This window comes from Pseudomonas abyssi, assembly GCF_002307495.1.
Taxonomy (GTDB): Bacteria; Pseudomonadota; Gammaproteobacteria; order Pseudomonadales; family Pseudomonadaceae; genus Halopseudomonas; species Halopseudomonas abyssi.
Genome location: NZ_NTMR01000003.1, coordinates 14,032 through 40,466 on the forward strand (window position 1 = coordinate 14,032; position 26,435 = coordinate 40,466).

Below are 26,435 nucleotides of genomic sequence, written 5' to 3' on the forward strand. Positions count from 1 at the left end.
GGAAAAGTGTAAACCTACCAGAGCACTGCGCGCACAGGAATGGTGCGCGCGGAAAATTATGTTGTGTAATTGTGTTTGTTTTTGGTGCGCCATGTCGGCGGCTCAGGCGAGCCGCTGACACTCAGCAGTCTCAGGCCAGCTTTTTGTAACGCACGCGGTGCGGCTGCGCGGCTGCATCACCCAGGCGCTTCTTGCGGTCCGCTTCGTACTCGGTGTAGTTGCCTTCGAAGAAGGTTACCTGCGAGTCGTCCTCGTACGCGAGGATGTGGGTGGCGATACGGTCGAGGAACCAGCGATCGTGCGAGATCACGATGGCTGCGCCCGGGAAGTCCAGCAGGGCTTCTTCCAGTGCGCGCAGGGTTTCAACGTCCAAGTCGTTGGACGGTTCGTCGAGCAGCAGTACGTTAGCGCCTTGCTTGAGGGTCAGGGCCAGGTGCAGACGGCCGCGCTCACCACCGGACAGGTCCTTGACGAACTTCTGCTGGTCGGAGCCCTTGAAGTTGAAGCGGCCCACGTAGCCACGTGATGGCATCTCGTAGTTGCCGACCTTGATCTGGTCGAAGCCGTCGGATACCTGCTCCCACACGGTCTTGTTGCCGTCCAGGTTGTCGCGGCTCTGGTCGACGCTGGCGATCTGCACGGTTTCACCAATGTCGATGGTGCCGCTGTCGGGTTGCTCTTTGCCGGTGATCATGCGGAACAGGGTCGATTTACCGGCGCCGTTACCACCGATCACGCCGACAATCGCACCCTTGGGTACGGCGAATGACAGGTTGTCGATCAGTACGCGATCGCCAAAGCCCTTGGTCACGCCATTGAACTCGATGACCTTGTCACCCAGACGCGGGCCGGCGGGAATGTAGATTTCGTTGGTCTCGCTGCGCTTCTGGAATTCCTGCGATTGCAGTTCTTCAAAGCGTTGCAGACGGGCCTTGGACTTGGCCTGACGGCCCTTGGCACCCTGGCGTACCCACTCCAGCTCGGCCTTCATGGCCTTGGCGTGGGAGGCTTCCTGCTTGGCTTCGGAGGCCAGACGAGCGGCCTTGGATTCCAGCCACTGGGAGTAGTTGCCTTCGAACGGGATGCCCTGGCCGCGATCCAGCTCGAGAATCCAGCCGGCGACGTTGTCGAGGAAGTAACGGTCGTGGGTAATGGCCACCACGGTGCCGGGGAAGTCGTGCAGGAACTGCTCCAGCCAGGCGACGGAGTCGGCGTCCAGGTGGTTGGTCGGTTCGTCCAGCAGCAGCATGTCGGGGGCCGACAGCAGCAGGCGGCACAGGGCTACACGGCGCTTTTCACCACCGGACAGATGTTCGATCTTGGCATCCCAGGCCGGCAGGCGCAGGGCGTCGGCGGCCACTTCCAGCTGGCGCTCCAGGTTGTGACCGTCGGCGGCTTGCAAAATGGCTTCCAGCTTGCCCTGCTCGGCGGCCAGTGCATCGAAATCAGCATCGGGCTCGGCATAGGCGGCATAGACTTCGTCCAGGCGGGCCTGGGCGTTCTTGATCTCGCTGACGGCTTCTTCAACAATGTCGCGCACGGTCTTGCTGTCGTCCAGCTGCGGCTCCTGCGGCAGGTAACCGACCTTGATGCCGGGCATGGGGCGAGCTTCGCCCTCGATTTCGGTGTCGACACCGGCCATGATGCGCAGCAGGGTGGATTTACCTGCGCCGTTGAGGCCTAGTACGCCGATCTTGGCGCCCGGGAAGAAGGACAATGAAATGTCCTTGAGAATCTGACGCTTCGGGGGGACGACTTTCCCGACCCGGTGCATGCTATAAACGTAAGAACCTGTTTGTCCGTGTTTGTCACCTTTTGCCATCTTTTGAGATACCTGTAAGTCGGAGAATATAAGGCCTCCAGGCGGTTTTGCGCGCGACAGAGGCGGATCAAGAGAGTAATTATTTCGGTTTGCTGGCTAGTGTGCGTTACTAACCTTTCCAAAAGTTAGCTTTCGGGGAGGGCGAGCAGTGGCTCACCAGATTTTAGAAATAAAGGTAAATGGTGCAAGAAGAAAGGTGCTGGCAAGGCTAGCCCAACTGGCGTTTCAGGGCAAACCCTGAACCCCGCTCAGAGCCTGTCTGCAACGTGCAGCAGGCTGATCGATTGCGACCGGAAAAGTGACTAACTTGGATAACAACAAAAAAAACAGGTTGCCGCCTGCACGGGTAAAGGGCTCTGACGCTGTCATGCCTACCCACCTCGGCGTGGTGATGTTTGCGGTGGCGGCGCTGCTGCTGATGGCGCTGCTGGCCTGGCAGACGCGCACGGACTACCAGGGGCTGCAGCGTCAGCACCAGGTGCTGGTCGAGGAGTCGGTCTGGCTGATTGCCGATCAACTGGCGCTGAACCTGGCGACCAGCTCCAATGCCCTGATCTTTCTCCTTGATGCCCTTGATTCGCGCTCTGCCAATACGCGCCTGCAGGCGGTGCAGCAACTGCTGCCTGGCGTACACGGTGTTCATCTGGTGCATCTGGACCGGCTGCCTCGCGATGTTCGCGAGCCGTGGGTGCAAACCGCCCGCCGCTTGCAGTTGGGTGGCGAGACCTTTGGACTTGACTCCAGCGCCGAGCGTAATCGTCTGTTCTGGACGCTGGCCAGTCAGGAGCCGGGGCGCTTCTGGATCTTGAGCATGGACGAGCGTGTGCTCTCCTCACTGGTGGCCTCGCGTACCGGTCAGGGGTACATCTGGCTGCTCGAAGACACCGGACGAGCCCGGGTGCTGGTGCGCCAGCAACAGGAACGCGCGTCCTATCTGGGTAACACGGCCGTGACCGCTCAGGAGCGCTCGCAGGTGGCCTTCAGCGCGCCGGTCAGCGGCACCTTGTGGCAGGTGCGCGGTCTGGTCGAGCCGGATTATTACGCCCACCTGATGGCGCCCGTGTTGCTGGGCAAGATCGGGCTGCTGTCGATTTGCCTGCTGGTGCTGATGAGTGCCTTGTGGTTGTTGGGGCGGCAGTCGCGTACCACCCGTCAGCTGCAGCAGCGCCAGGATCAATCGCTGCGCAGCATGCTCGATACCGAGCGGCGTTATCAGGATGTCTTTCAGAATGTGGATATGGCCCTGTGCGTGATCGACCTGGTCGCGCTCAAACAGATGCTGCTGCGCGAGGGCATATTCAATGTCGAACAACTGGACGCCTGGTTGGAAGCCAACCCGCAACGCCATGGGCAGCTGTTGGACGAGGTCCGGGTGGTGGAAGCCAACCAGGTCGCTTTGGACCTGCTGCACTTGCCGAGCATTGATGCGTTGCAGACGCTGCTGCGTGGCCAGAGTCGATTGCGGCCCGGTGGAGCGCGCTATCAACTGGTGCTGGCGTTGGTCAACGGCGATGAACGCTTCGACGTGGAAACCCCGTTGCGCGCCCCCGATGGCAGTACTGCCTATGTCTGGATGGTCATGCGGCTGCCAGCTGATGTGGATTGCCTGCACGCCGTTACCCTCAGCATCACCGACCTCAGCCAGCGGCGCTCGGCCGAGCTGGTGCTGCGCCAAAGCCGCGAGTTCTGGGCGGGGGTGGTGCGTGCCTTGCCAGACCTTATCTATATTCGTGACACCAAATGGATGGGCACCGGCGACTTTGTCTTCAGTAACCGTACGCTGGCCAGCATGCTGGGCTACAGCAGCGAAGAAGAAGCAAAAATGGGGGCTGACTACCGCAATCTGCTGCTGCATCCGGATGACCGGGAATACATGGCTTTCAATCGTCGCCTGCAGCAGGTGATGGGTGATGGCCAGATGCTGGAGTGGAAGGTGCGCTGGCGCCACCGGGATCTTGGCTGGCGTTGGTTCAGTATCAGTTCCAAGGTGTTCAAGCGCGCGCCTGACGGCCGCGTGCAGCAGGTCATCGGTTTTGTCCGGGATATTCACCAGCAGACGTTGGCCAGTGAGGTCATTCAGCGCTCCGAAGCCCGTTACCGCCTGCTGACGGAAAATATTGCCGATATCGTCTGGTCCACCGACAGCGACTTCAAACCGGACTACATCAGTCCGTCAGTGAAGCGCCTGCTGGGCTACAGCCCTGCCTTTATGCTCAGTCCGGCGTCCCGCGAGGTGCTGGCCGATGAGCGCTTTGACAACTTCATGGCGTCCATTCGGGCCGAGCTGCGCGAGCAGGTACACGCGCCGGAGCGTATCCAGGTCCTGCGGCGTCAGGGCTATCACCGCCAGATCACCTTTGATTGCATCAAGGCGGACGGCCTGAAGTGCCCGTTGGAGGTGCGTGTGTCGCTGATGTGGAGCGCGCAGGGCCGCTTTTTGGGCTTGCTTGGCCTGGCGCGGGACATCAGTGAGCAGCGGCGTACCGAGAACCGCCTGCGCATGGCGGCAACGGTATTCGAGAACACCACCGGCGCTATCGTTGTGACGGACCCGGCGGGGTACATTGCGCAGGTTAATGAAAACTTTAGCCGAATCACCGGGTACTCGGCGGAACAGGTTATTGATCAGTTGCCTGCGATGCTGGTCGGTCAGCAGCATGAGTCGGCGTTTTACGCCGAGATTCTCCGTACCTTGCACAGCGAGGGTCGCTGGGAAGGGGAGCTCTGGCAGCAACGCAGCAACGGTGAGGGCTTCCCGACCTGGGCGGGTATCTCCGCGGTACATGACAACGACGGTGACCTGGTCAGCTATGTCTGCTTTTTTGTCGACATTAGCGAGCGCAAGGCAACCGAGGCGCGTATTGAAAGCCTGGCTTACTACGACGTGCTGACCGGGCTGGCCAACCGCACCCTGTTTCAGGACCGGCTGCAGGCCGCCTTGCAGCTGGCCGCGCGACGTGACGAGTGGGTGGCAGTGCTGTTTCTGGATCTGGACAGGTTCAAACCGATCAACGACAGTCTCGGCCATGCTGCCGGTGACCAGGTGCTGATCGACGTAGCTCATCGCCTGCGTGGCTGTGTGCGTGAAAGCGATACCGTCGCTCGCATGGGGGGTGATGAATTCACGCTGCTGCTGACCGGTCTGGCGGACCGCGAAGTGGCGCTCTCGGCCGCCATGCATGTGGGCGAAAAGGTCCTGCGAGCATTGGCGCCGGCCTTTGTCCTGCAGGGACGGGACTTCTTTGTCAGTGCCAGTATCGGCATTGCCTTCTATCCGCAAGACGGTGAGCAGAGCAGCATCCTGCTGAAGAATGCAGACACCGCGATGTACCATGCCAAGGCTTCCGGCAAGGACACCTTCCAGTTCTACCAGAGCGACATGAACGCCCGCGCGCTGGAGCGGCTGGCGCTGGAAAACGACCTGCGCCGTGCCGTCCAGGAGCAGGCATTCGAGCTGGCGTATCAACCCCAGTTCAGTTGTGCCGATGGCCGGCTGACCGGCGCCGAGGCGCTGCTGCGCTGGCAGCATCCCCAGCGAGGCCGGGTGTCGCCGGCGGAGTTTGTACCCATCGCTGAGGAACTGGGGCTGATTGGTACGCTGGGCGAGTGGGTGTTGGAGGAAGCGGCCCGGCAGACGGCTGCCTGGCAGGCTGAAGGGCTGCACCTGCCGCGTCTGGCGGTCAACCTGTCGTCGATGCAGTTCGATGATGGTGAGCTGGCCAGTCAGATCGTCACCATTCTCGAGCGTCACGGGCTGGCACCGTCGTTACTGGAACTGGAACTGACCGAAAGTATCCTGCTGCGTAACATCGACGCCACCATGCAGACGCTGGAGGCGCTCAAGCGCAAGGGTATGCACATCGCGATCGACGACTTTGGTACCGGCTACTCGGCGCTCAACTATCTGCGCGACTTCCCGATCGACACCTTGAAGATTGACCGCGGCTTTATCCACAGCATGCATCCGGGCAGCAGGGATGCGCGGCTGGCCGAAGCGATTGTTGCCATGGGCCGCAGCCTGGATTTGCGGGTGTTGGCAGAGGGGGTAGAAACCGCTGAACAATTCGCGTTGATCGGCCAGTTTGGCTGTGATGAGGTACAGGGCTACCATCTGGGGCGGCCGGTAAGCCCAGACGAGTTTCGCCAGCGCTGGTTGCAGCAGGCCCGCTGACTGTCTACGCCGCCGGTTGAGCGTAATTTGTTGGCAGCTGAGCGCTTTTCAAGTGCCAGCAGGCGGGGCTTGCGTTAAAATGCCGCCTCTTTTTCATCCGAACGACCTAGCAGGGGGCCGTTACATGTTTAGCCGTTCCAACGATATTGCCACTTTCGATGCTGATCTCTGGGCTGCCATGGAGCAGGAAGCCGTGCGTCAGGAAGAGCACATTGAACTGATTGCCTCGGAGAACTACACCAGCCCGGCAGTCATGCAGGCTCAGGGCTCGGTACTGACCAACAAGTACGCCGAGGGCTACCCGGGCAAGCGCTACTACGGTGGCTGCGAGCATGTTGATGTTGTGGAACAGCTGGCCATTGACCGTGCCAAGGAGCTGTTCGGCGCCGACTACGCTAACGTGCAGCCGCATGCCGGTTCGCAAGCCAATGCGGCCGTTTACCTGGCGCTGCTGCAGGCGGGTGACACCATTCTGGGCATGAGCCTGGCGCACGGTGGCCACCTGACCCACGGTGCTTCCGTGTCGTCCTCGGGTAAGCTGTATAACGCCGTGCAGTACGGCATCAACGACCAGGGCCTGATCGACTACGACGAAGTCGAGCGTCTGGCGGTCGAACACAAGCCGAAGATGATCGTTGCCGGTTTCAGTGCCTATTCCCAGGTGCTGGATTTTGCCCGTTTCCGCGCCATTGCTGACAAGGTAGGTGCTTACCTGTTCGTTGACATGGCCCACGTTGCTGGTCTGGTTGCCGCCGGTGTCTACCCGAACCCGGTGCCCTTTGCGGACGTCGTCACCACCACCACCCACAAGACCCTGCGTGGCCCGCGTGGTGGCCTGATCCTGGCGCGCGCCAATGAAGAGATCGAAAAGAAACTGAACTCCGCTGTGTTCCCGGGCGCCCAGGGTGGCCCGCTGGAGCACGTGATTGCGGCCAAGGCGATCTGCTTCAAGGAAGCACTGCAGCCCGAGTTCAAGACCTACCAGCAGCAGGTGGTCAAGAACGCACAGACCATGGCCAAGGTATTTGTTGAACGCGGCTTTGACGTGGTGTCCGGCGGCACTCAGAACCACCTGTTCCTGCTGTCGCTGATCAAGCAGGACATCACCGGTAAGGACGCCGACGCTGCTCTGGGTCGCGCCTACATCACCGTCAACAAGAACAGCGTGCCGAATGACCCGCGCTCTCCGTTCGTGACGTCCGGTCTGCGTATCGGCACCCCTGCGGTAACCACGCGCGGCTTTGTTGAGGCCGACTGCGAAGCGCTGGCGGGCTGGATCTGCGATATTCTCGACAACATGGGCGACGAGTCCGTGGTTGATCGCGTACGTGAGCAGGTCAAGGCCATCTGTGCTCGCCTGCCGGTTTACGGCGCCTGAACCTACACAGGCTCTAGTAAAAACCCACGATCTTGATCGTGGGTTTTTTTATGTCTCAAAATGGGGCATTTGGTTATATGCTGGCAAAACCGCCGTGCGCTGATGGATGCCGGTGTAACAACAAGAGACTGGCCATGAAGTGTCTGGCAATGATGTTTTTGCTTGCGCTGTGCTGGCTGCCGTACGCTTGGGCAGAACCGCACGCGCCCCTGCGTGTGGCTATGCTGCCGTACCCCGACTATGCCGAATACGATGCTGACCAGCGTGCCGACGGCCACGCGGTGCGCGTGATTCGGCGTTTGCTGGAGCGTGCCGGCTATGCCAGCGAGATTCGGCTGCTGCCTGTGGCCCGGGTTCGCCTCGGGCTGATGTCCGGCGAGCTGGATCTGTGGCTGGGGCTGAACAACCAGGTGGACCTGGAGGCTTATACGCTGCAGAGTCACTCCAGCTTTGGCGCCTTGCCGATCAATCTTTACTACCGCCCTGATGAGGCGACGCCCAACTGGCCGGAGAGCTTGCGTGGACGCACGCTGATCCTGATCACCAACTACAGCTATAGTCTGCCTGTTTCGCGCACCTTACAGGACCCTCGGCTGGCGCTGCAGACGCGTTCAAGCAGCTCGCATACCGGCGCCATTCGCATGTTGCTGCGTGGGCGCGGAGATTATTTGCTGGATTACCGCGGTCAGGTGGCCGCCGCACTGAACACGCTGGGTATGCAGGCGCTTCCGCATGTCGCGGTTGATCAGCCGGCTATGCGTTTGTTTGTGTCGCGCCAGCGAGCCGATGCCCGGGTGCTGCTGAATCGGCTGGATCAAGCCTTCGACGCGCTGGTCGATGAGGGAGTTGATATGGATGTGACGCGGCAATAGTCGACATATAGGCCTCGGTAAGCTTGCGCCTGATCGCGCGGCTTGGTTGAATGGCCGCCCCGTCCGGCCATCGATTGGTGTTACCCGGACAGGATGATTAACGGCAAGGGACGGTCTGCGATGCAAGACACTTTCAAGGTACGTTGCAAGGGCGAGCGGGACTCCGCTATTGACGAACAGCAGCTGCGCGACAATCTGCTGCGCCTGGGGTTTGGCAGCAAGCAACTCGACCGGCTGCTTAACGGCACGCCAGTCACGATCAAATCCGGCCTGTCGCAGGCCATGGCCGAGCGCTACCAGCAACGCCTGGCAGACGCCGGTCTGATTACCGAAGTGTTGCCTGTCGGTGCTACGTCATCAGCGCCGCCGCTACCACCGGCGCCGCCGACGACGCCAATTCAGCAGCCACAGCCAGCGTCCGGCATGCCGCAGCGGCGTATGGCGCCATTCCAGTTTACCGGCAATGGCAGCGAGTACTTTGGTATCTGGATCGTCAATATCTTGCTGATGGTGGTGACGCTGGGCTTTTACGCCCCCTGGGCCAAGGTGCGTAACCTGCAGTATTTCTATGGCCACACCGTGCTCGAGAAACAGAGCTTTCAGTATCTGGCCGACCCCTGGGTGATCTTTCGCGGGCGGCTGGTGGCGGTGGCAGCCTTTATTGTCTGGTCAATTGCCTCCAACTTCTTTCCGATTGCGGCCATGGCGCTGCTGGTGATCTTTATCCCGCTGGTGCCCTGGATCATTACTCGTTCGCTCAAATTTCATGCGATCAACAGCGCCTACCGCAATATTCGCTTCGATTTTGTCGGCACCTACTGGCAGGCGGTCAAGGTGGTTTATCTGTGGCCGCTGGCGGGTCTCCTTACGCTGGGCCTGCTATTGCCGCTGGCCGTGCAGCGCTGGCACCAGTTTCTTACCGAGGGTGCGCGATACGGTCGTAGCGCCTTTGCGTTGAACCTGAGTGTCGGGCAGGTGTATGTGTTCTTTCTCAAGATGCTGGGCGTGTTTGTCGGGCTGCTCCTTGTCGGTGGTGTGCTGTCGCTGGTGTATCAGCCGATCATGGCCGTTTTTGTCATGGCGGCTTACCTGGCCCTGTTTGGTTACTTCATGGCAGGGCTGACCAACCTGGTGATCGACAGCATCAAGCTGGAGGACCACGGCTTTGCCTCCAGTCTGGGCAAGCGTCGGATAGTCTGGATTTTCTTCACCAACTCCCTGCTGATTCTGCTGACCATGGGCTTCTTCACTCCCTGGGCGAAGGTGCGCATGGCGCGTTATCGCGCGTCCTGTTCCGAGATGGAAGTGGCTGGCGATCTGGATGGCTTTATCGCCGGTGAGGCGCAGCACGCCGGTGCCGTCGGCATGGAGCTGGGGGACGCCTTTGATGTCGGCTTCGGCTTTGGCTGATGGGCCTGTGACTGGCCGCTACTTCGACGGCCAGTCCAGTCAGGCGCGTGCTGCCGAGGCCCGTGTCGATGCGGGTCAGCTGGAATTGCGTCTGGAAAGCGGCGAGCGTCTGCAGTTTGCAGCTGATCAGGTGCGTCTTGGTATGCAGGTTGGCAGCGCTGGTTGCTATCTGCATCTGGCTGATGGCGCTGTGCTGGAGTCGACCGATGTGGCGGGCGTGCAGGCACTGGTCCGGGCGCTGCGCTCTTCAACCTCTGGTACGCTGTGGTTGCATCGGCTGGAGATCAGCCCTCGGCTGATTGTGCTGTCCTTGCTGGTGACGGTGGCGTTGATGGTGGGCGGTGTGGTCTGGGGTGTGCCTTGGGCATCGGATCGAATCGCCCACATGCTGCCTGAGTCGCTGGAGGAGCTGGCCGGCAGTGAAGCGCTGGATGCCATTGACCGTACCTGGGCTGATCCAAGCGAGCTGACCGAGGCTAGGCAGCAGGCGCTGCTAGCCCATATGCAACCGAGCCTGCAATGGCTTACCGAGCAGTATCCTGAGCGTACCCTGAAGGTGCATTTTCGTTCGGCGCCGGCGTTGGGCGCCAATGCCTTTGCCTTGCCGGGCGGTCATCTGGTCTTCACCGACGAGATGGTAGAGCTGGCGCAGCACGATGATGAGCTGGTAGCAGTGCTGGCGCACGAAGCGGGCCACGCGGTCCACCGCCATGGCATGCGCAATCTGGTGCAGGGCTCATTGCTGGTGTTTGTCATGGCCTCGATGACCGGTGATATCTCGGCTGCTTCTGATCTGGTGGCGGGTGTGCCGGCCTTGATGGCAACCCTGGCCTATCGGCGCGGTATGGAAGAGGAAGCAGACGACTTTGCGCTGGATATGTTGCGTGCCCGGCAGATTCCGCCGACGCGCTTTGTCGATATCATGCAGCGGCTGGATCCGCCGGGCGAGGGCGATGACGAGGATTCAGTGGCTCGCTTCCTGTCGACCCACCCGCCGACGCCTGAGCGGATTGAGCGCTTTCAGGCGGCCCAGTAGGGTCTGCTGACGTTGTATCGGCAGACCCTGCACGGCGCGCCTCAGCGCAGTTTGAGGGTGCTTAGCGTGCGCTCACGTACCTGCTTCAGCAGCGCGCCATCGTTGACCAGCGACTGGCCGTAGGAGGGCACCAGCTCGCGCATGCGCGCTTGCCACTCGGGGCTGGCAATACGATCCTTGAAGCAACGTTCGAGCACATCGATCATGGCCTGCACTGCAGTGGAGGCGCCAGGGGAGGCGCCCAGCAGCGCAGCCAGGGTGCCGTCTTTGGCGGCGACAATCTCGGTACCAAATTCCAGTTTGCCGTGGCCCTTGGCGTCCTTCTTGATGATCTGTACGCGCATGCCGGCGTTCTGCAGCTTCCAGTTCTTCTCCTGAGCATCCGGGAAGAAGTTGCGCAGCGAGGCAACGCGATCCTTGTGCGACTGGAACGACTCGGCAATCAGGTACTTGGTCAGATCCATGTTGTCACGGCCGACCGCCATCATTGGTGCCACGTTGTAGGGCTTGACCGAGGAAAACAGGTCAAACACCGACCCTTTCTTCAGGAACTTGGTGGTGAAGCCGGCAAATGGCCCGAACAGCAGTGCCGGTTTGCCATTGATGATGCGCGTATCCAGGTGTGGAACCGACATCGGCGGAGCGCCGACCGGCGCCTTGCCGTAAACCTTGGAGCTGTGGCGTTTGACCACGTCCTGGTCCTGGCAGACCAGCCATTGGCCGCTGACCGGAAAGCCGCCGTAGCCCTGGCTTTCGTCGATGTTGGATTTTTGCAGCAGCGGCAGGGAGCCGCCGCCGGCGCCGAGGAAGACGAACTTGGCGTTGATCTCCAGATCCTTGCCGGTTTTCTCGTCCTCGACCACCACGCGCCAATGGCCGCGCTTGCTTTTGCGTAGTGACTTGACCGAGTGACTGAGGCGCAGGTCGAAGCCGTCCTGCTGCTCCAGGTGGGCGATCATGCGGCGGGTGAGTGAACCAAAGTCGACGTCGGAGCCATGTTCGACGCGGGTGGCGGCGAAGGGCACATTGGTGTCGCGACTGGACATGATCAGCGGCATCCACTCGCGCAGCTGCTCGGGGGACTGGCTGAACTTCATTTCGGCAAACAGGTGGTGATTGCTCAGTAGTTCGTGACGCTTGCGCAGGAAGGCAACGTCCTTTTCACCCCAGACAAAGCTCTGGTGCGCGGTGGCATTGATGAAGTCCGAGGGGGTCTGGATGATGCCCTGTTCTACCAGGTAGCTCCAGAACTGCAGGGTTACTTCAAAGGACGCGTTGATTGCCAGCGCGCGCTCAATGGTGACATTGCCATTCTGGTCTTCGGGAGTGTAGTTCAGCTCGCAGTAGCCGGCGTGCCCGGTGCCTGCGTTGTTCCAGCCGTCGGTGCTTTCATGGGCCACGTGATCCAGACGTTCGACCAGGGTAATGGTCATGGCGGGATCCAGCTGTTTGAGCAACATTCCCAGGGTGGCGCTCATGACACCACCACCGACCAGCAATACATCCACGTTCGTTGCCGTCATTTACCTGTCGCCTCTTTGCTAAAAATCAAGGAGCCTGAGCTCTCCAGTGATCATACTGGCCAATGTCGGGGCGGCTAGCAAACGGGCTTGTCCTCGGCTGACGCTTTTGGCTGCGCCGAGAGCACGTCAAGCAATGTGTGCTGTCAGCTCCGAACGCCCGGGCATGTGTTATCAGTGTTGGCTGATGATGTTGCGGTTGGCATTTCGTGTGGAATTGCCGGCCAGGGCTCAATGGACGGACGGTGATCTGCCATTGGAGTAGTTCAGAGAAGGCGTATCATACCGGTTTCTCTGTTCGGGTGACAGGCGCTGCAGCCCTGCATTGGGCCAAAGCGGCAGGCGCAATGACCGACTTTGGTCGCAAATGCCGGTAACAGGACAGACTTTGTGTTTTTTTGCGCGCTGCAATTGGCGCCAGTTTTACCTTGAAAAAAGGGGATGTGGATGCGAGATGTGGTGATCGTTGGTGGTGGTGTGATGGGCTGTCTGACGGCGCTGGAGTTGCTGCAGGCGGGGTGTCGCGTAACCCTGCTGGAGCGCGGCGAGCTGGGACGTGAGGCGTCCTGGGCCGGCGGCGGTATCGTGTCGCCGCTCTACCCCTGGCGCTACAGCTCACCCATCAGTGCACTGGCGCGCTGGTCGCAGGACTATTACGGCGCCCTGGCGCGGCACCTGCTGGTGGACACCGGCATTGATCCTGAGGTGCAGCCCTGCGGGTTGCTGTGGCTGGACCTGGATGAACAGGATCAGGCCATGCAGTGGGCGGCGCAGCAGGACCGGCCGTTGCAGCATGTCGATGAGCAGTTCATCTATCGCCAGGTGCCGCCGCTGGCGAAGGGGTTTGCCGGTGCGCTATGGCAGGCTGATCTGGCGAACGTGCGTAACCCTCGGCTGATGAAAGCCCTGCGCGCGCGGCTGCTGCAGTTTGACGGTTTTGTGCTGCGTGAGCACTGCGCCGCACTGGGGCTGCAGCGTGAGGCCGGGCGGATTACCGGTGTGCAGATCGCCGGCGGGGTGGTGAGCGGCGATGCCGTGGTGCTCTGTGCTGGCGCCTGGGGCGGGGACTGGCTGGCCGCTGAGGGGCTGACGCTGCCGGTTGAGCCGGTGAAGGGGCAGATGCTGCTGTACCGCATGGAGCCCGGCTGGTTGCCGTCGATGGTGATGGCCGAGGGGCGCTACGCCATTCCCCGGCGTGATGGACACATTCTGATCGGCAGTACGCTGGAGCATGCGGGCTACGATAAAACCACCACCGAACAGGCGCTGACCTCCCTGCGCCTGAGCGCCGAAGCGCTGTTGCCTGCGTTGGCGCAGCAAACGCCTGTCGCCCAGTGGGCGGGCCTGCGACCGGGCTCGCCCGACGGCGTACCCTATATCGGGCCGCTCTCTGCGCGGCCGGGGCTATGGCTGAACCTGGGACACTATCGTAATGGTCTGGTGCTGGCGCCGGCGTCGTGCCGCCTGCTGGCTGATCTGCTGCTGGAGCGTGCGCCGGCCATCGATCCGGCGCCTTATCTGCCGGATGCACGGCTTTGCCACGGTTGATTCAGTCGTCGAGCCCGAGCTTTTTCAGGCGATAACGCAGCGAGCGGAAGGTCAGGCCCAACCGCTTCGCTGCGGCGGTCTTGTTCCAGCGGGTTTCTTCCAGTGCCTGGGTGATCGCCTGGCGTTCGATGTTATCCAGATAGTCTTCCAGGTGATCAATCTGGCTGAGGTCCGGGCTATCGTCGCCCTGGCTCGCAGTGCAGGGGCTAAGGTAAAGATCACCGGCATCAATCTGCTGCTCGTCGCACAGGGTAAAGGCACGTTCCAGCGCGTTCTCCAGTTCGCGCACGTTACCCGGGAAGCGATAGCTCTGCAGGCGCTCCATGGCGCTGTCGGTCAGGCGTGGTGCGGGCGTACCGTTGCGCTGGGCAAGACGCGCAAGAATATGCCGGATCAGCAGTGGCAGGTCTTCGCGCCGCTCGCGTAGCGGTGGCACCTGCAGCTCGATCACGTTGATACGATAAAACAGATCCTGGCGAAAATGCCCCTGCGCCACTTCGGCGGCCAGATCCTTGTGCGTGGCGCACAGCAGGCGGACATCGATCGGTTCCTCGCGTTGGCTGCCCAGTGGCCGCACCGCTTTTTCCTGGATGGCGCGCAGCAGCTTGACCTGCATGGCCATGGGCAGGTCCGCCACCTCATCCAGAAACAGGGTGCCGTGATTGGCGGCCTGAAACAGGCCGGGCTTGTCGGCGACCGCGCCGGTGAAGCTGCCCTTGCGGTGGCCGAAAAACTCGCTTTCCATCAGCTCGGATGGGATGGCACCGCAGTTGACCGGCACAAAGGGCTGGTCTGCGCGCGGACTCAGTGCATGGATGCGCCGCGCGACCAGTTCCTTGCCGCTCCCTGACTCACCGCTGATATACAGCGGCGCCTGGCTGCGCGCCAGCTTGCCGATCTGCCTGCGCAGGCGCTCGATAGGCGGGGAGATACCCAGCAGCGGGTCGTCATCGCTGGCGGGGCCGTTGTCCGGCTTTGGCTGGTTGAGCCTGAGCGCAGTGGCGACCAGCTCGCGCAGTCTGGTCAGGTCGACCGGCTTGGTCAGAAAATCGAAGGCGCCGGCCTTGAGGGCATTGATGGCGGTGTCCAGGCTGCCGAAGGCGGTGATCATGGCCACGGGGGTGGCTGGGCAGTGCTGCTGAATATGCCGCACGATGGCCATGCCGTCGCCGTCAGGCAGACGCATGTCGGTCAGGCACAGGGCAAACGTCTCGCCCTCGAGCAATGCGAGCGCCTGCTCCAGCGTGCTGGCGCGGCGGGTCAACAGGTCCATGCGCCCCAGCGTCATCTCCAGCAGTTCGAGGATGTCCGGTTCATCGTCAATGATCAGCACCGTGGGTCGAGTCATGGGCTGCGCCTGTCTCCTGTCTGTCCGTGGACGCCCATCATACCAGTCGTTTGGGGTGCGCGAAGGTGATGCGCATGCAGCAGCCATGTGGTTCCACACTGTCGCACTCCAGGCGAGCCTGGTTGCTTTCGCACAGCTCTCGGGAGATATACAGACCAAGGCCGGTCCCGCTGTTCTCGGTCGTGTAGAAGGGCTCGAAGATGTGTCCGACATGCTCACTGGCAACGCCGGGGCCGTGATCGATGACCTCCAGTGTGGGCAGCTGCGTGTCAGGGTGCAGGTAAAGGCGCAGGTAAATGGTCCGGGGCGTGCCGGGTTCGCCGCTGTAGCGCAGGGCGTTATGGCACAGGTTGTTGACCACTTGGGTCAGCTGATTGGGGTCGATACGGGTCAGAATGCCTTCTTTTTCGATCTCGCAATCGATGCTGTCCGTGGCCGGGTGTGCGGCGCGAAAGTCCTGCAGAAAGGCGGAGGTCCAGAGCGCCAGGTCCAGCAGTTGCGGCTCGCTGGGGCGGCGTCGGGACAGCTCTAGCACGGTCTCGATGACCCGGTTCATGCGCTGAGAGTGCTGCTGGATGATCTCGGTCAGACGCAGGTCCTGACGCGACAACAGGTCGGACTCGTTGAGCAACTGGGCTGCGTGGCTGATGGCACCCAGCGGATTGCGGATTTCATGGGCGATGCTGGCGGTGAGGCGGCCAAGGGACGCCAGTTTCAGCTGCTGAGCTTGTTGCGCCACCTGGGTGTTGTCGTCCAGAAAGACCAGAATACTGCCCTTGCTGCTGTCGCCGAGCGGCTTGAAGTTGGCCATCAGCTCGGCGCCGCCACTGTGGCTGTGGAAGGAGGTGCCGCGCACCGAGGGGTTGCGCTGCCATTGACGCAGCCGCTGCTCCAGCTCTGGTGCAATGCGTTCGAGTTTGGCGCCGGTGGGCAACTCGCGACCGAGCATCTGGGCACAGGCCTCGTTGCTGGTAACCACGCGCTGATCGTCCGAGACCACCAGAATGCCCGTGCGCATGCGCTGGATGATCAGTTGGTTGAGCTGCTCCATGCTGGCCAGGCTGGCGGCCTGTTCGCGCGCGAGTATCTCGGACAGGTGCAGGCGGCGGCTGACTCGCTGTACAAACATGGCAACGGCGAAGTAGATGGCGCCGAGCACGCCGGCCTGCAGGTAGCTTTGGCCGATATACGGATGGGTCAGGCTGAGGAAGAAGGTCAGGTAGATCAGCACCAGGCTGGCCAGAGCCGGCAGCAACAGGCCAATTCGCCCGTGCAGCAGGACGTTGCCGATGGCGACCGGAATGATCAGCAGGTTGCCGAAGCCGCTGCCGATACCGCCGGCCGCGTAAAAGATCACGCCCAGCAGGCCGATATCCAGCACCGCCAGGATGAACAGGTGCAGATCGCGTCGACCGCGATGCAGCGACAGTGCGATCAGTACGTTGATAAACAGATAGATCCAGCTGGCCTTGGCGTAGACGTCGGCGTCGCTCACCGACAGTACCCCTTCGCGCAGCGCCGAGCTGGTCAGCAAGGTCAGGCCGAAGCCCAGAATGACCCGGTAAAGGTTGTACAGACGCAGAATGCGCGGGCGTTGCGAGTCGATCCGCTCAGCGTTGCTGGTGCTCATCCCGGTGCTCCGCGCAGCAGTACCAGTTATCGTTGGCGCGCAGCGCGCTGCTCTGGGGCAGATGCACCTGGCACTGCGCACAGCGCACCATCAGCGGCGGCTCCTGCTGCGCTCGCGCGCTCTGTTGCTGGCGTTGAGTTGCCTGCTGTCGCTGCAGGCCGCGCCAAAGGCGCAGGGCGAACCACACCAGCAGGGCAAGAAAGATGAGTTTGATCAGTCCCATGAAACAGGCTTGTGTCGAGAGTGGAGTCGGGCGTTGCCTTTGCATGCGGCAACGCGTGTCTAGTTGGGCTGCGGGCCCCAGTGTATCCCATGGCCCGCCCACGCCAAAGCCATCTTGCGATTGCGGGTGCGCAGCGCTTGCCGGACAATAGGCCGCATCTTGAGTCAGGAGAAGCAACATGACGGCGACATTGCGCATCGTGATGGCCCAGCTGAACATGCGGGTGGGTGATATTCCGGGAAATCTCGCGCGCATCATCGAGGCAGCCCGGCACGCCCGCGACGAGCTGGGCGCCCGGGTAATCGTGTTCCCCGAGCTGTCGCTGTGTGGCTACCCACCGGAAGACCTGCTGCTGCGCTCCAGCATGCAGGCACGCATCAGCCGGGCGCTGGATAGCCTGTGCAAAGAGGTATCGGGCATCTACATGGTGGTCGGCTACCCCTGGCAGGAAGGCGATGCCTGCTACAACAAGGCCGCCGTGATTGCCGATGGCCGCCTGCTGGCGTCCTACGCCAAGCAGCAGTTGCCCAACTACCGCGTATTCGATGAAAAGCGTTACTTCAGCGAGGGTAACGAATGCTGCTTGCTGGAGATTGATGGTCTGCCAGTGGCTGTCACGGTCTGCGAGGACATCTGGCATCCGCAGCCGATGGCGCAGGCGCGGGACGCTGGTGCCCGGCTGATGCTCAACCTCAATGCCTCGCCCTTCCACATGGATAAACAGCGCGAGCGCGAGGCCATGCTGGCCGGTCGCGCCGCTGAGGGTGGCATGCCCATTGTCTATGTGAATCAGGTCGGTGCCCAGGACGAGCTGGTGTTTGACGGTGGCTCGGTAGCGGTTACTGCCGACGGTCAGATCGCCTGTCGGGTCGAGGCCTTTACCGAAGGGCTGTATCCGGTGGATGTGCACTTTGACCAGAGCCAGGTGATCCTGCGCCAGGGCGCCGTGGCGGCCATGCCGGAGCTAGAGGCCAGCGTGTACCAGGCGCTGGTGACCGGCGTGCGCGACTACGTCAACAAGAACGGTTTCAAGGGCGTGGTGCTGGGGCTCTCTGGCGGTATCGACTCGGCCCTTACGCTGGCGGTTGCAGTCGATGCGCTCGGTGCAGAGCGCGTTGAAGCGGTGATGATGCCGTATCACTACACCTCGAGCATGAGCCTGGAAGACGCCGAAGCCCAGGCGCGCACCATGCACGTACACTATCGCGTGTTGCCCATTGCGCCGATGGTCGAGGCGTTCATGCAGACGCTGGAGCCGGTGTTTGAGGGCTTGCCGCGCGATACCACTGAAGAAAACCTGCAGGCGCGCTGTCGCGGCACGCTGCTGATGGCGCTCTCCAACAAGACCGGCTCGCTGGTGCTGACCACCGGTAACAAGAGTGAGATGGCCGTGGGTTACGCCACGCTCTACGGCGACATGGCCGGCGGCTTTGACGTGCTCAAGGATGTGCCCAAGACGCTGGTCTTCCGGCTGGCGGAGTACCGCAACACCCTTGGTCCGGCGATTCCGCAGCGCGTGATTGATCGCCCGCCATCCGCCGAGCTGGCGCCCGACCAGAAAGACGAAGACTCGCTGCCGCCATACCCGGTGCTGGACGAGATTCTGCGCTTGTACATCGAGCACGACCTGTCTGCCAGTGCCATTGTTGCTGCCGGTTTTGAAGAAGATGTGGTCAAGCGCGTTGTTCGGCTGGTCGACCTGAACGAATACAAACGCCGTCAGGCGGCTGTGGGGGCGCGTATTACCCAGCGTGGTTTCGGTCGTGACCGTCGTTATCCGATCACTTCAGGGTGGGGGATGGAGGACTAGCCAGCCGGCCTTTGGCCGGCAGCTTCAAGCCGCAAGCTTTAAGCTACAAGCCATAAACTAAACACTAAACCGCGCTGCTTTTACTTGCAGCTTGAGGCTTGTAGCTTGCCGCTGCCCCACAAAAAAGCCCGCCAAGGCATTCGCCGTGGCGGGCTTTTTTGTGGGGCGTCCCTAGTCGATCAGACCAAAGGTGATCTTGTTCCAGAAGGTACGACCGGCTTCCTGGCCACCGACGCGGATTTCGCGGGGCAGGGCGTCTACGGCGTCCTGGTACTGACGTTCCATCTCGCGTTCCATCTGGGTTTTGGCCATGCGTGGCGGCGGGGCAGTTACAGCGTCGATCACCCCAACCGAGGTCGCCTCCAGCCAGTCCAGATCGGCTTCGGCCGGCTCAACGTGGTGCTTGAACTTGCCGTCGACCAGTGCCGGGTGCTCTGGGTAGTTGAGCTGCAGGGTCTCCAGTGCGCTGTCGGCCAGGTCATACATGGCCAGGCGGTTGTAGCCTGCGACCATCAGGGCGAGGCCGTCGCCTACGGCCGGCGTCTGCTGGAAGTTCTCGACTATGTAGCGGCCACGGTTGGCGGCGGCCAGGTAGGCGCCGCGCTTGAGGTAGTAGTGGCCCACGTTGACGTCATAGGCCGCCAGCAGATTGCGCAGGTAGACCATGCGCGCACGGGCGTCGGGGGCGTATTGGCTGTTCGGGTAGCGGTTGATCAGCTGGGCAAAGTCGTTGAACGAGTCACGGGCGGCGCCCGGGTCGCGACGGGTCATGTCCAGCGGCAGAAAGCGCTCGATGATGCCGCGATCGCGGTTGAATGACGCCAGGCCACGAATGTAGTAGGCGTAGTCAACGTTCGGATGGGTCGGATGCAGACGGATGAAGCGGTCAGCTGAAGCGGTGGCTGCTTCAGCCTCAACGTTCTGATAGTAGGCGTAGATCAGTTCGAGCTGAGCCTGGTCCGCGTAGCGGCCAAACGGATAGCGGGCTTCCAGTGCGCGCAGGGTTTCAACGGCGGCGCCGTAGTTCTTGGCGTCCAGGTCTACCTGTGCCTTGCGGTACAGCTCAGACTCGCTGAGCGACTCGTCAATGACCGGTGCGTTAGAGGAGCACGCGGCCAGCAGTGCCAGTGCGCCGACCAGCAGCAGATGTTTCAGCGACATATCATGACATCCGAATGGGCGGGTCGCGCTGTTTCCAGTGCGGCCGTCCTGTTATAGTTTGGGGCCTCTACAGCCTTGTCCGGACTCCCCGGACTGGCCGTATTTAACCACAGCGCCCGGTTGAATCCAAAAAGCGATTGCGGCCATTGCCAGCGCCTTCTGTCCCCAGCGAGTTCCCCCATGTCAGATCGTATTCGTTTGTCCGCACAGGTCAGCCCGGAGTCGGGTGGTCAACGCCTTGACCAGGTCGCCGCCCAATTGTTCCCGGACTTCTCACGCTCGCGGCTGCAGGGCTGGATCAAGGACGGCAGCCTGCTGGTTGATGGCGAGCGCAAGCGCACGCGCGACAGCGTGTACGGTGGCGAAGAGCTGACGCTGGATGCCGAGCGGGAGGTGCAGGGCGAGTGGCAGCCCGAGGCGATCGAGCTGGACATTTTGTATGAAGACAGCGCCCTGCTGGTGATCAACAAGCCGGCTGGCTTGGTGGTGCACCCGGCGGCAGGACACCAGGACGGCACGCTGCTGAACGCGCTGCTGCACCATTGCCCGGAGCTGGCCAAGGTCCCGCGTGCAGGTATCGTTCATCGTCTGGATAAAGACACCACCGGCCTGATGGTGGTCGCCAAAACCATCGAGTCGCAGACCGATCTGGTAGCCCAACTGCAGGCGCGCACGGTCAGTCGCGAGTATGAGTGCGTGGTGACCGGTGTGATGACGGCTGGGGGCAAGGTGGATCAGCCGATTGCTCGGCACGGCACCCAGCGCCAGAAGATGGCGGTGGTCGCCGGCGGCAAGCAGGCGATCAGTCACTACCGCGTGATCAACCGCTTCCGCGCCCATACCCACGTCAAGGTCAAGCTGGAAACCGGGCGCACGCACCAGATTCGCGTGCATATGAGCTATATCCACTTTCCGCTGGTCGGCGATCCGGTGTACGGCGGGCGTCTGCGCATCCCGCCGGGTGCCAGCCCTGAACTGATCAAGGAGCTGCGCGAGTTTCCGCGTCAGGCGCTGCACGCTCGCCGTCTTGAGCTGGAGCATCCCGACGATGGCCGTCACATGAGCTGGCAGGTGCCGTTGCCAGGCGACATGCAGCACCTGCTGGCGTTGCTGCGCGAGGACGGTGAGATCGGCGAATGAGCATGCTGTGGATGAGCGCCGAGTGGCCTGCGCCAGCGCACGTACGCACCTGCATCACCACGCGCCGGGGCGGCTGCAGTCAGGGCGTGTGGAAAGGATTCAACCTGGGTGACCATGTGGGCGATGACCCCGCCCATGTTGCTGCCAACCGCGCCGAGCTGGAACGGGTGCTGGGGTGTCAGCCGGCTTGGCTGACCCAGGTGCATGGCACCGAGGTATGCAAGGCCGACCCGACGCAGGTGCTTGAGGCGGACGCCAGTTGGACCGACCAGCCGGGTATCGCTTGCACCATCATGACCGCCGATTGTTTGCCGGTGCTGTTCAGTGATCGCGAGGGCAGTCGCGTCGCGGCTGCTCATGCGGGCTGGCGCGGACTGCTCGACGGTGTGCTGGAGCAAACCGTGCGCCGGCTCGGTGGCTCGGCCAGTGAGCTGCTGGTATGGCTTGGGCCCGCCATCGGTCCTGCTGCCTTTGAGGTAGGGCCAGAGGTGCGTGACGCCTTCATCAAGGCCGATGCCCGGGCCGCGAGCGCCTTTGCTCCGGCCGAGCGCGAAGGGCACTGGTTTGCCGATCTGTATCAACTTGCCCGTCAGCGCCTGGCTGATGTCGGTGTCCGCCAGGTATATGGCGGTGAAGAGTGCACCTGGTCCGATGCGGCGCGCTTCTTTTCCTACCGCCGCGATGGCCAGACCGGACGCTTCGGCTCCCTTATCTGGCTGGAGTCGCCAGTCGCCGGCTAAAAGGCGACAAAAAATTGACCACATTTATTTTGTGGTCACTTGAAAGCGCGATAATCGTCCCTATTACTCTGTCATCACAGATGAATTTGCCTGCCGCCGAGTGTGTGGTCGGGCACAGATTAGAGGACCGTTACTCATGCGCATTGACCGTATGACCAGCAAGCTCCAGGTCGCCCTGTCCGACGCCCAGTCCATGGCGGTCGGCCGCGACCACGCCCAGATTGATCCGCTGCACCTGTTGCTAGCGCTGATCGAGCAGCAGCACGGCTCGGTCAAGCCGTTGCTGATGCAGGTCGGCTTTGATATTGCCGCCTTGCGCGCCGCCTTGGGTGAGGCGCTGGAGCGTTTGCCCACTGTCAGCAACCCGACCGGCGACGTTAGCCTGTCGCAGGAGCTGGCGCGCCTGCTGAATCAGGCCGATCGCCTGGCGCAGAAGCAGGGCGATCAATTCATTTCCAGCGAGCTGGTGCTGTTGGCCGCGATGGATGAGAACACCAGTGCCGGCAAGTTGCTGCTGAGCCAGGGCGTATCCAAGAAGGCGCTGGAAAATGCCATCAACAACCTGCGTGGCGGTGAGTCCGTCAACGACCCGAACGCCGAGGAATCCCGTCAGGCGCTGGACAAATACACCGTTGATCTGACCAAGCGCGCCGAAGAGGGCAAGCTGGACCCGGTGATTGGCCGTGATGACGAAATCCGCCGTACCGTGCAGGTGCTGCAACGCCGTACCAAGAACAACCCGGTACTGATCGGCGAGCCCGGTGTGGGCAAGACCGCCATCGTCGAGGGGTTGGCCCAGCGTATCGTTAACGGCGAAGTGCCCGACGGCCTGAAGGACAAGCGTCTGCTGTCACTGGATATGGGGTCGCTGATCGCCGGTGCCAAATTCCGCGGTGAGTTTGAAGAGCGGCTGAAGGCCGTGCTCAACGAGCTGTCCAAGCAGGAAGGCCGGGTTATTCTGTTTATCGACGAGCTGCATACCATGGTCGGCGCCGGCAAGGCAGAAGGTGCCATGGATGCGGGCAATATGCTCAAGCCTGCGCTGGCGCGCGGTGAGCTGCATTGCGTTGGTGCCACCACGCTGGATGAATACCGGCAATACATCGAGAAGGATGCGGCGCTGGAGCGGCGCTTCCAGAAGGTGCTGGTCGATGAGCCGTCTGAAGAAGACACCATCGCCATTCTGCGTGGCCTGAAAGAGCGCTACGAAGTGCACCACAAGATCACTATCACCGATGGCGCGATCATCGCTGCGGCCAAGCTGTCGCACCGTTACATCACTGATCGTCAATTGCCGGACAAGGCCATCGACCTGATCGACGAGGCGGCCAGTCGTATCCGCATGGAGATCGACTCCAAGCCCGAAGCGCTGGACCGTCTGGAGCGCCGCCTGATTCAGCTCAAGGTAGAGCGCGAGGCGCTGAAGAAGGAAGACGACGATGCCGCGCTGAAGCGGCTGGAGAAGCTCAAGGAAGAAATTGCCCGGGTAGAGCGTGAGTACGCCGATCTGGAAGAGATCTGGAAGGCTGAGAAGGCCGACGTGCAGGGCTCTGCGCAAATCCAGGAGAAAATCGAGCAGGCCAAGGCCGAGCTGGAACAGGCGCGGCGCAAGGGTGACCTGAACCGCATGGCCGAGCTGCAGTACGGCGTGATCCCTGATCTGGAACGCAGCCAGCAGATGGCTGAGCAGCACACCAAGCCGGAGAACCAGTTGCTGCGCAACAAGGTGACCGACGAGGAAATCGCCGAGGTCGTCTCCAAGTGGACCGGTATTCCTGTGTCCAAAATGCTGGAGGGTGAGCGCGACAAGCTGCTGCGTATGGAAGACGCGCTGCACAAGCGCGTGATCGGTCAGCATGAAGCGGTGGTCGCGGTGTCCAACGCCGTACGTCGCTCCCGTGCAGGGCTCGCAGACCCGAACCGCCCGAGTGGCTCGTTCATGTTCCTTGGCCCGACCGGTGTGGGTAAAACCGAGCTGTGCAAGGCGCTGGCCGAGTTCCTGTTCGACACCGAGGACGCCATGGTGCGGATCGATATGTCCGAGTTCATGGAGAAGCATTCGGTTGCTCGCCTGATCGGTGCGCCCCCGGGCTACGTCGGTTACGAAGAAGGCGGTTACCTGACCGAAGCGGTGCGTCGTAAGCCGTACTCGGTGATCCTGATGGATGAGGTCGAGAAGGCGCATCCGGATGTGTTCAACGTGCTGCTGCAGGTGCTGGAAGACGGTCGTCTGACCGACAGCCAGGGCCGTACGGTCGACTTCCGCAACACCGTGGTGGTGATGACCTCCAACCTGGGCTCGGCGCAGATTCAGGAGCTGGTCGGTGATCGGGAGGCGCAGCACGCGGCGGTGATGGACGCGCTGACCCAGCACTTCCGTCCCGAGTTTATCAACCGGGTCGACGAAGTGGTGGTGTTCGAGCCGCTTGGCAAGGACCAGATCGCCGGCATCGCCGAGATCCAGCTCAGCCGCCTGCGTCAGCGTTTGGCCGAGCGCGAACTGGATCTGCAGCTCAGCGACGAGGCGCTGGAGAAGCTGGTTTCGGTGGGGTACGACCCGGTCTACGGCGCGCGGCCGCTCAAGCGGGCGCTGCAGCGCTGGATCGAAAACCCGCTGGCCCAGCGCATTCTGGCCGGCGACTTCGCTCCGGGCGCGACCATCGAGGCCAAGGTCGAGAACGACGAGTTTGTGTTTGTCGGCTAATTGACGCTGGAGTGATAAGAAACCCCGCACGGGAAACCGTGCGGGGTTTTTTGTTGGTTTTCGGGTGTCGGTAGGTTGGGGTGGAGGACGGGAGGGTTATCCCTCGCCGTAGGGCCACGACATGTCGTGGCCGGAACACATGTCCCACGCCCGGCCACAGTTCGCTTCCCCGCGGACAAGCCTAAGGCATTCTCCGCCCTACGGTGTGCCGCTGATGTTGAGGTGATGTAGGGCGGAGAAGCGCGCAGCGTTCTCCGCCGGGGTGTTACAGCAACATCGTCCGAATATCCCCCAGCAACTCACCCAGGCGCTTGGTGAACTGCGCGGCCGCTGCGCCGTTGATGGCGCGGTGGTCGTAGGAGAGGGACAACGGCAGCATCAGCTGTGGCTGGAAGCTGGCGCCATCCCAGACCGGCTGCATGGTGGCCTTGGAGACCCCAAGAATTGCCACTTCCGGGCTGTTGACGATCGGCGTGAAGTAAGTACCGCCGATGTGGCCCAGGCTGGAGATGGTGAAGCAGGCGCCTTGCATGGCGTCGGCTCCGAGCTTCTTGTTGCGCGCCTTGTCGGCCAGTTCGGCCGCTTCGGCTGCCAGCTGCAGCAGGCTCTTCTTGTCGACATCACGGATAACCGGTACCAGCAGGCCGTCCGGGGTGTCTACGGCAAAGCCGATGTGCACGTACTTCTTCTGAATCAGCTGCTTGCCATTGGCTGCCAGCGATACATTGAAGTTCGGCTGCTCACGCAGCAGATGCGCGCAGGCCTTGAGCAGGAAGGGCAGCACGGTCAGCTTGACGCCGGCTTTCTCGGCAGCCGCTTTCTGCTCCTTGCGGAAGGCTTCCAGCGCGCTGATATCGGCCAGGTCGAACTGGGTGACGTGCGGCACATTGAGCCAGCTGCGGTGCAGGTTGCTGGCGCCGACCTGCTGCAGGCGGGTCATGTCCACGGTCTCAATCTCGCCAAAGCGCGAGAAGTCGACCTCCGGCACCGGCGGGATACCGCTGCCACCAGTTGCGCCGGCAGGGGCTGACTTGCGTTGCTGCATAACGGCCTGCACGTGCTTCTGTACATCCTCCTTGAGGATGCGGTCACGCGGGCCGGTGGGCTTGACGTCGGTCAGGTCGATGCCGAATTCGCGTGCCAGCATGCGTACCGCCGGGCCGGCGTGGACCTTGGCGCCTTCGCGGCTCGGGCCACCAACCGGCGGCGGGCTGGCGGGCTCTTCGCTGGCCGCGCTGCTGGCAGCAGCCGGCGCCTGCTTGGCGTCGCTCTGCTTGCCTTGCTGCTCAGCGGGCTGCGACTCTGCCTTGGCCTCGCTGTCGCCGCCACTGACTTGCATCTGCATGATCACATCGCCGGTCTTGACGTCCTGCTCCAGCTTGATGTCGATTGACTCGATGACGCCAGAGAAGGGCGCGGGCAGCTCCATGCTGGCCTTGTCAGACTCGAGCACCAGCAGCGACTGATCGGCCTCGACCTGATCACCCTTGCTGACCAGGATCTCGATCACGCGGGCGCTGTCGGTGCCCAGATCGGGCACCTTGACGGCTTCGCTGCGGCTGCCCCCGCCAGCGGCCGGCTTTTGCTGCTCGGCGCTGGTGTCGGGCTTGGGCTCAGCGGGCTGTTCTGCCTTGCTCTCGGCTTTGGCTGGTTGCTCGCTGCTGTCGTCTTGCTTGGTTTGCTCGCCGCCTTCAACGTCCAGCTCGATCAGTGGGTCGCCTTCTTTCAGGGTGTCGCCCAGCTTGAACTTGATGGCTTTTACTGTGCCGGCCTTGGGCGAGGGAATTTCCATGCTCGCCTTGTCCGACTCGAGTACCGCCAGTGATTGTTCGGCTTCTACCTGATCGCCTTCTTTGACCAGAATTTCAATGACCTCGCCTTCACCGCCGAGGTCGGGCACCTTGATGAGTTCACTCATGGGG

Annotated in this window: 17 protein-coding genes; 10 read left to right on the forward strand and 7 right to left on the reverse strand. The window is 62.0% G+C overall.

The window, feature by feature from the left end; translation table 11 throughout:
- Positions 1-130: 130 nt before the first annotated feature.
- Positions 131-1,822 carry an energy-dependent translational throttle protein EttA gene (gene ettA / locus CNQ84_RS02575; RefSeq protein ID WP_096003369.1) on the reverse strand — a complete coding sequence of 564 codons (1,692 nt, stop codon included), beginning with the start codon at positions 1,820-1,822 and terminating at the stop codon, positions 131-133.
- A gap of 367 nt (positions 1,823-2,189) precedes the next feature.
- On the opposite strand from ettA, the gene CNQ84_RS02580 reads away from it, so the two are divergent.
- From CNQ84_RS02580 to CNQ84_RS02600, 5 genes are all read left to right on the forward strand, one after another.
- Positions 2,190-5,993, forward strand: coding sequence for an EAL domain-containing protein (locus CNQ84_RS02580; RefSeq protein ID WP_096003370.1), 3,804 nt, complete (start codon positions 2,190-2,192; stop codon positions 5,991-5,993).
- A 124-nt stretch (positions 5,994-6,117) separates the two neighbouring features.
- A complete protein-coding gene (gene glyA, locus CNQ84_RS02585; RefSeq protein WP_083725374.1) occupies positions 6,118-7,371 on the forward strand; it encodes a serine hydroxymethyltransferase in 1,254 nt (417 codons plus the stop codon).
- Positions 7,372-7,505: 134 nt separating this feature from the next.
- Entirely contained in the window at positions 7,506-8,243 is a 738-nt protein-coding gene (locus tag CNQ84_RS02590) for a substrate-binding periplasmic protein (RefSeq protein ID WP_096003371.1), read from the forward strand.
- A 120-nt stretch (positions 8,244-8,363) separates the two neighbouring features.
- Positions 8,364-9,653 carry a YjgN family protein gene (locus CNQ84_RS02595; protein WP_165771206.1) on the forward strand — a complete coding sequence of 430 codons (1,290 nt, stop codon included), beginning with the start codon at positions 8,364-8,366 and terminating at the stop codon, positions 9,651-9,653.
- Positions 9,631-10,689 (forward strand): M48 family metallopeptidase, encoded by a 1,059-nt coding sequence (locus tag CNQ84_RS02600; protein WP_165771207.1) that lies wholly within the window; start codon positions 9,631-9,633, stop codon positions 10,687-10,689. Before CNQ84_RS02595 ends, CNQ84_RS02600 begins: the two co-directional genes overlap by 23 nt.
- Positions 10,690-10,730: 41 nt before the next feature.
- Here the strand turns inward: CNQ84_RS02600 and mqo are convergent, their stop codons facing one another.
- Positions 10,731-12,212 carry a malate dehydrogenase (quinone) gene (gene mqo / locus CNQ84_RS02605; RefSeq protein ID WP_096003374.1) on the reverse strand — a complete coding sequence of 494 codons (1,482 nt, stop codon included), beginning with the start codon at positions 12,210-12,212 and terminating at the stop codon, positions 10,731-10,733.
- A gap of 438 nt (positions 12,213-12,650) precedes the next feature.
- Between mqo and thiO the strand changes: the two genes are divergently transcribed.
- On the forward strand, positions 12,651-13,757 hold the full coding sequence (gene thiO / locus CNQ84_RS02610; RefSeq protein WP_096003375.1) for a glycine oxidase ThiO: 1,107 nt from the start codon (positions 12,651-12,653) through the stop codon (positions 13,755-13,757).
- A gap of 1 nt (position 13,758) precedes the next feature.
- Here the strand turns inward: thiO and CNQ84_RS02615 are convergent, their stop codons facing one another.
- The 3 genes from CNQ84_RS02615 to CNQ84_RS02625 are packed head-to-tail and all read right to left on the reverse strand — an operon-like array spanning position 13,759 to position 16,958.
- The gene (locus CNQ84_RS02615) at positions 13,759-15,105 is read right to left on the reverse strand and encodes a sigma-54-dependent transcriptional regulator (protein WP_096003376.1); all 1,347 of its coding nucleotides are present in this window, start codon (positions 15,103-15,105) and stop codon (positions 13,759-13,761) included.
- 37 nt (positions 15,106-15,142) lie between these two features.
- Positions 15,143-16,735, reverse strand: a complete 1,593-nt coding sequence (locus CNQ84_RS02620; protein WP_096003377.1) for a two-component system sensor histidine kinase NtrB — start codon at positions 16,733-16,735, stop codon at positions 15,143-15,145.
- Positions 16,716-16,958, reverse strand: coding sequence for a PP0621 family protein (locus CNQ84_RS02625; protein ID WP_096003378.1), 243 nt, complete (start codon positions 16,956-16,958; stop codon positions 16,716-16,718). The genes CNQ84_RS02620 and CNQ84_RS02625 overlap by 20 nt, the downstream gene beginning before the upstream one ends.
- 178 nt (positions 16,959-17,136) lie before the next feature.
- On the opposite strand from CNQ84_RS02625, the gene CNQ84_RS02630 reads away from it, so the two are divergent.
- Positions 17,137-18,768, forward strand: a complete 1,632-nt coding sequence (locus tag CNQ84_RS02630) for an NAD+ synthase (RefSeq protein WP_096003379.1) — start codon at positions 17,137-17,139, stop codon at positions 18,766-18,768.
- Positions 18,769-18,939: 171 nt separating this feature from the next.
- On the opposite strand, the gene CNQ84_RS02635 is transcribed toward CNQ84_RS02630, so the two are convergent.
- Positions 18,940-19,929, reverse strand: a complete 990-nt coding sequence (locus CNQ84_RS02635; protein WP_096003380.1) for an outer membrane protein assembly factor BamD — start codon at positions 19,927-19,929, stop codon at positions 18,940-18,942.
- A gap of 180 nt (positions 19,930-20,109) precedes the next feature.
- On the opposite strand from CNQ84_RS02635, the gene rluD reads away from it, so the two are divergent.
- The 3 genes from rluD (at position 20,110) to clpB (ending at position 24,513) form a co-directional block, all read left to right on the forward strand.
- The gene (gene rluD, locus CNQ84_RS02640; protein WP_096003381.1) at positions 20,110-21,069 is read left to right on the forward strand and encodes a 23S rRNA pseudouridine(1911/1915/1917) synthase RluD; all 960 of its coding nucleotides are present in this window, start codon (positions 20,110-20,112) and stop codon (positions 21,067-21,069) included.
- Positions 21,066-21,809 carry a peptidoglycan editing factor PgeF gene (gene pgeF, locus CNQ84_RS02645; protein ID WP_096003382.1) on the forward strand — a complete coding sequence of 248 codons (744 nt, stop codon included), beginning with the start codon at positions 21,066-21,068 and terminating at the stop codon, positions 21,807-21,809. The genes rluD and pgeF overlap by 4 nt, the downstream gene beginning before the upstream one ends.
- A 136-nt stretch (positions 21,810-21,945) precedes the next feature.
- Entirely contained in the window at positions 21,946-24,513 is a 2,568-nt protein-coding gene (clpB, locus tag CNQ84_RS02650; protein ID WP_096003383.1) for an ATP-dependent chaperone ClpB, read from the forward strand.
- A 265-nt stretch (positions 24,514-24,778) separates the two neighbouring features.
- Here clpB and aceF read toward each other — a convergent pair whose 3' ends face one another.
- The gene (aceF, locus tag CNQ84_RS02655; RefSeq protein ID WP_096003384.1) at positions 24,779-26,431 is read right to left on the reverse strand and encodes a dihydrolipoyllysine-residue acetyltransferase; all 1,653 of its coding nucleotides are present in this window, start codon (positions 26,429-26,431) and stop codon (positions 24,779-24,781) included.
- Positions 26,432-26,435 lie beyond the last annotated feature (4 nt).

Excerpts from the sequence above, each read along its gene's own strand:
- CNQ84_RS02635 (WP_096003380.1), bottom strand. The coding sequence starts at position 19,929 with ATGTCGCTGAAACATCTGCTGCTGGTCGGCGCACTGGCACTGCTGGCC.
- aceF (WP_096003384.1), bottom strand. The coding sequence starts at position 26,431 with ATGAGTGAACTCATCAAGGTGCCCGACCTCGGCGGTGAAGGCGAGGTC.
- clpB (WP_096003383.1), top strand. The coding sequence starts at position 21,946 with ATGCGCATTGACCGTATGACCAGCAAGCTCCAGGTCGCCCTGTCCGAC.
- CNQ84_RS02590 (WP_096003371.1), top strand. The coding sequence starts at position 7,506 with ATGAAGTGTCTGGCAATGATGTTTTTGCTTGCGCTGTGCTGGCTGCCG.
- pgeF (WP_096003382.1), top strand. The coding sequence starts at position 21,066 with ATGAGCATGCTGTGGATGAGCGCCGAGTGGCCTGCGCCAGCGCACGTA.
- CNQ84_RS02620 (WP_096003377.1), bottom strand. The coding sequence starts at position 16,735 with ATGAGCACCAGCAACGCTGAGCGGATCGACTCGCAACGCCCGCGCATT.
- CNQ84_RS02580 (WP_096003370.1), top strand. The coding sequence starts at position 2,190 with ATGCCTACCCACCTCGGCGTGGTGATGTTTGCGGTGGCGGCGCTGCTG.
- CNQ84_RS02630 (WP_096003379.1), top strand. The coding sequence starts at position 17,137 with ATGACGGCGACATTGCGCATCGTGATGGCCCAGCTGAACATGCGGGTG.
- ettA (WP_096003369.1), bottom strand. The coding sequence starts at position 1,822 with ATGGCAAAAGGTGACAAACACGGACAAACAGGTTCTTACGTTTATAGC.
- CNQ84_RS02625 (WP_096003378.1), bottom strand. The coding sequence starts at position 16,958 with ATGGGACTGATCAAACTCATCTTTCTTGCCCTGCTGGTGTGGTTCGCC.
- thiO (WP_096003375.1), top strand. The coding sequence starts at position 12,651 with ATGTGGATGCGAGATGTGGTGATCGTTGGTGGTGGTGTGATGGGCTGT.
- CNQ84_RS02595 (WP_165771206.1), top strand. The coding sequence starts at position 8,364 with ATGCAAGACACTTTCAAGGTACGTTGCAAGGGCGAGCGGGACTCCGCT.
- glyA (WP_083725374.1), top strand. The coding sequence starts at position 6,118 with ATGTTTAGCCGTTCCAACGATATTGCCACTTTCGATGCTGATCTCTGG.
- mqo (WP_096003374.1), bottom strand. The coding sequence starts at position 12,212 with ATGACGGCAACGAACGTGGATGTATTGCTGGTCGGTGGTGGTGTCATG.
- CNQ84_RS02615 (WP_096003376.1), bottom strand. The coding sequence starts at position 15,105 with ATGACTCGACCCACGGTGCTGATCATTGACGATGAACCGGACATCCTC.
- CNQ84_RS02600 (WP_165771207.1), top strand. The coding sequence starts at position 9,631 with ATGTCGGCTTCGGCTTTGGCTGATGGGCCTGTGACTGGCCGCTACTTC.
- rluD (WP_096003381.1), top strand. The coding sequence starts at position 20,110 with ATGTCAGATCGTATTCGTTTGTCCGCACAGGTCAGCCCGGAGTCGGGT.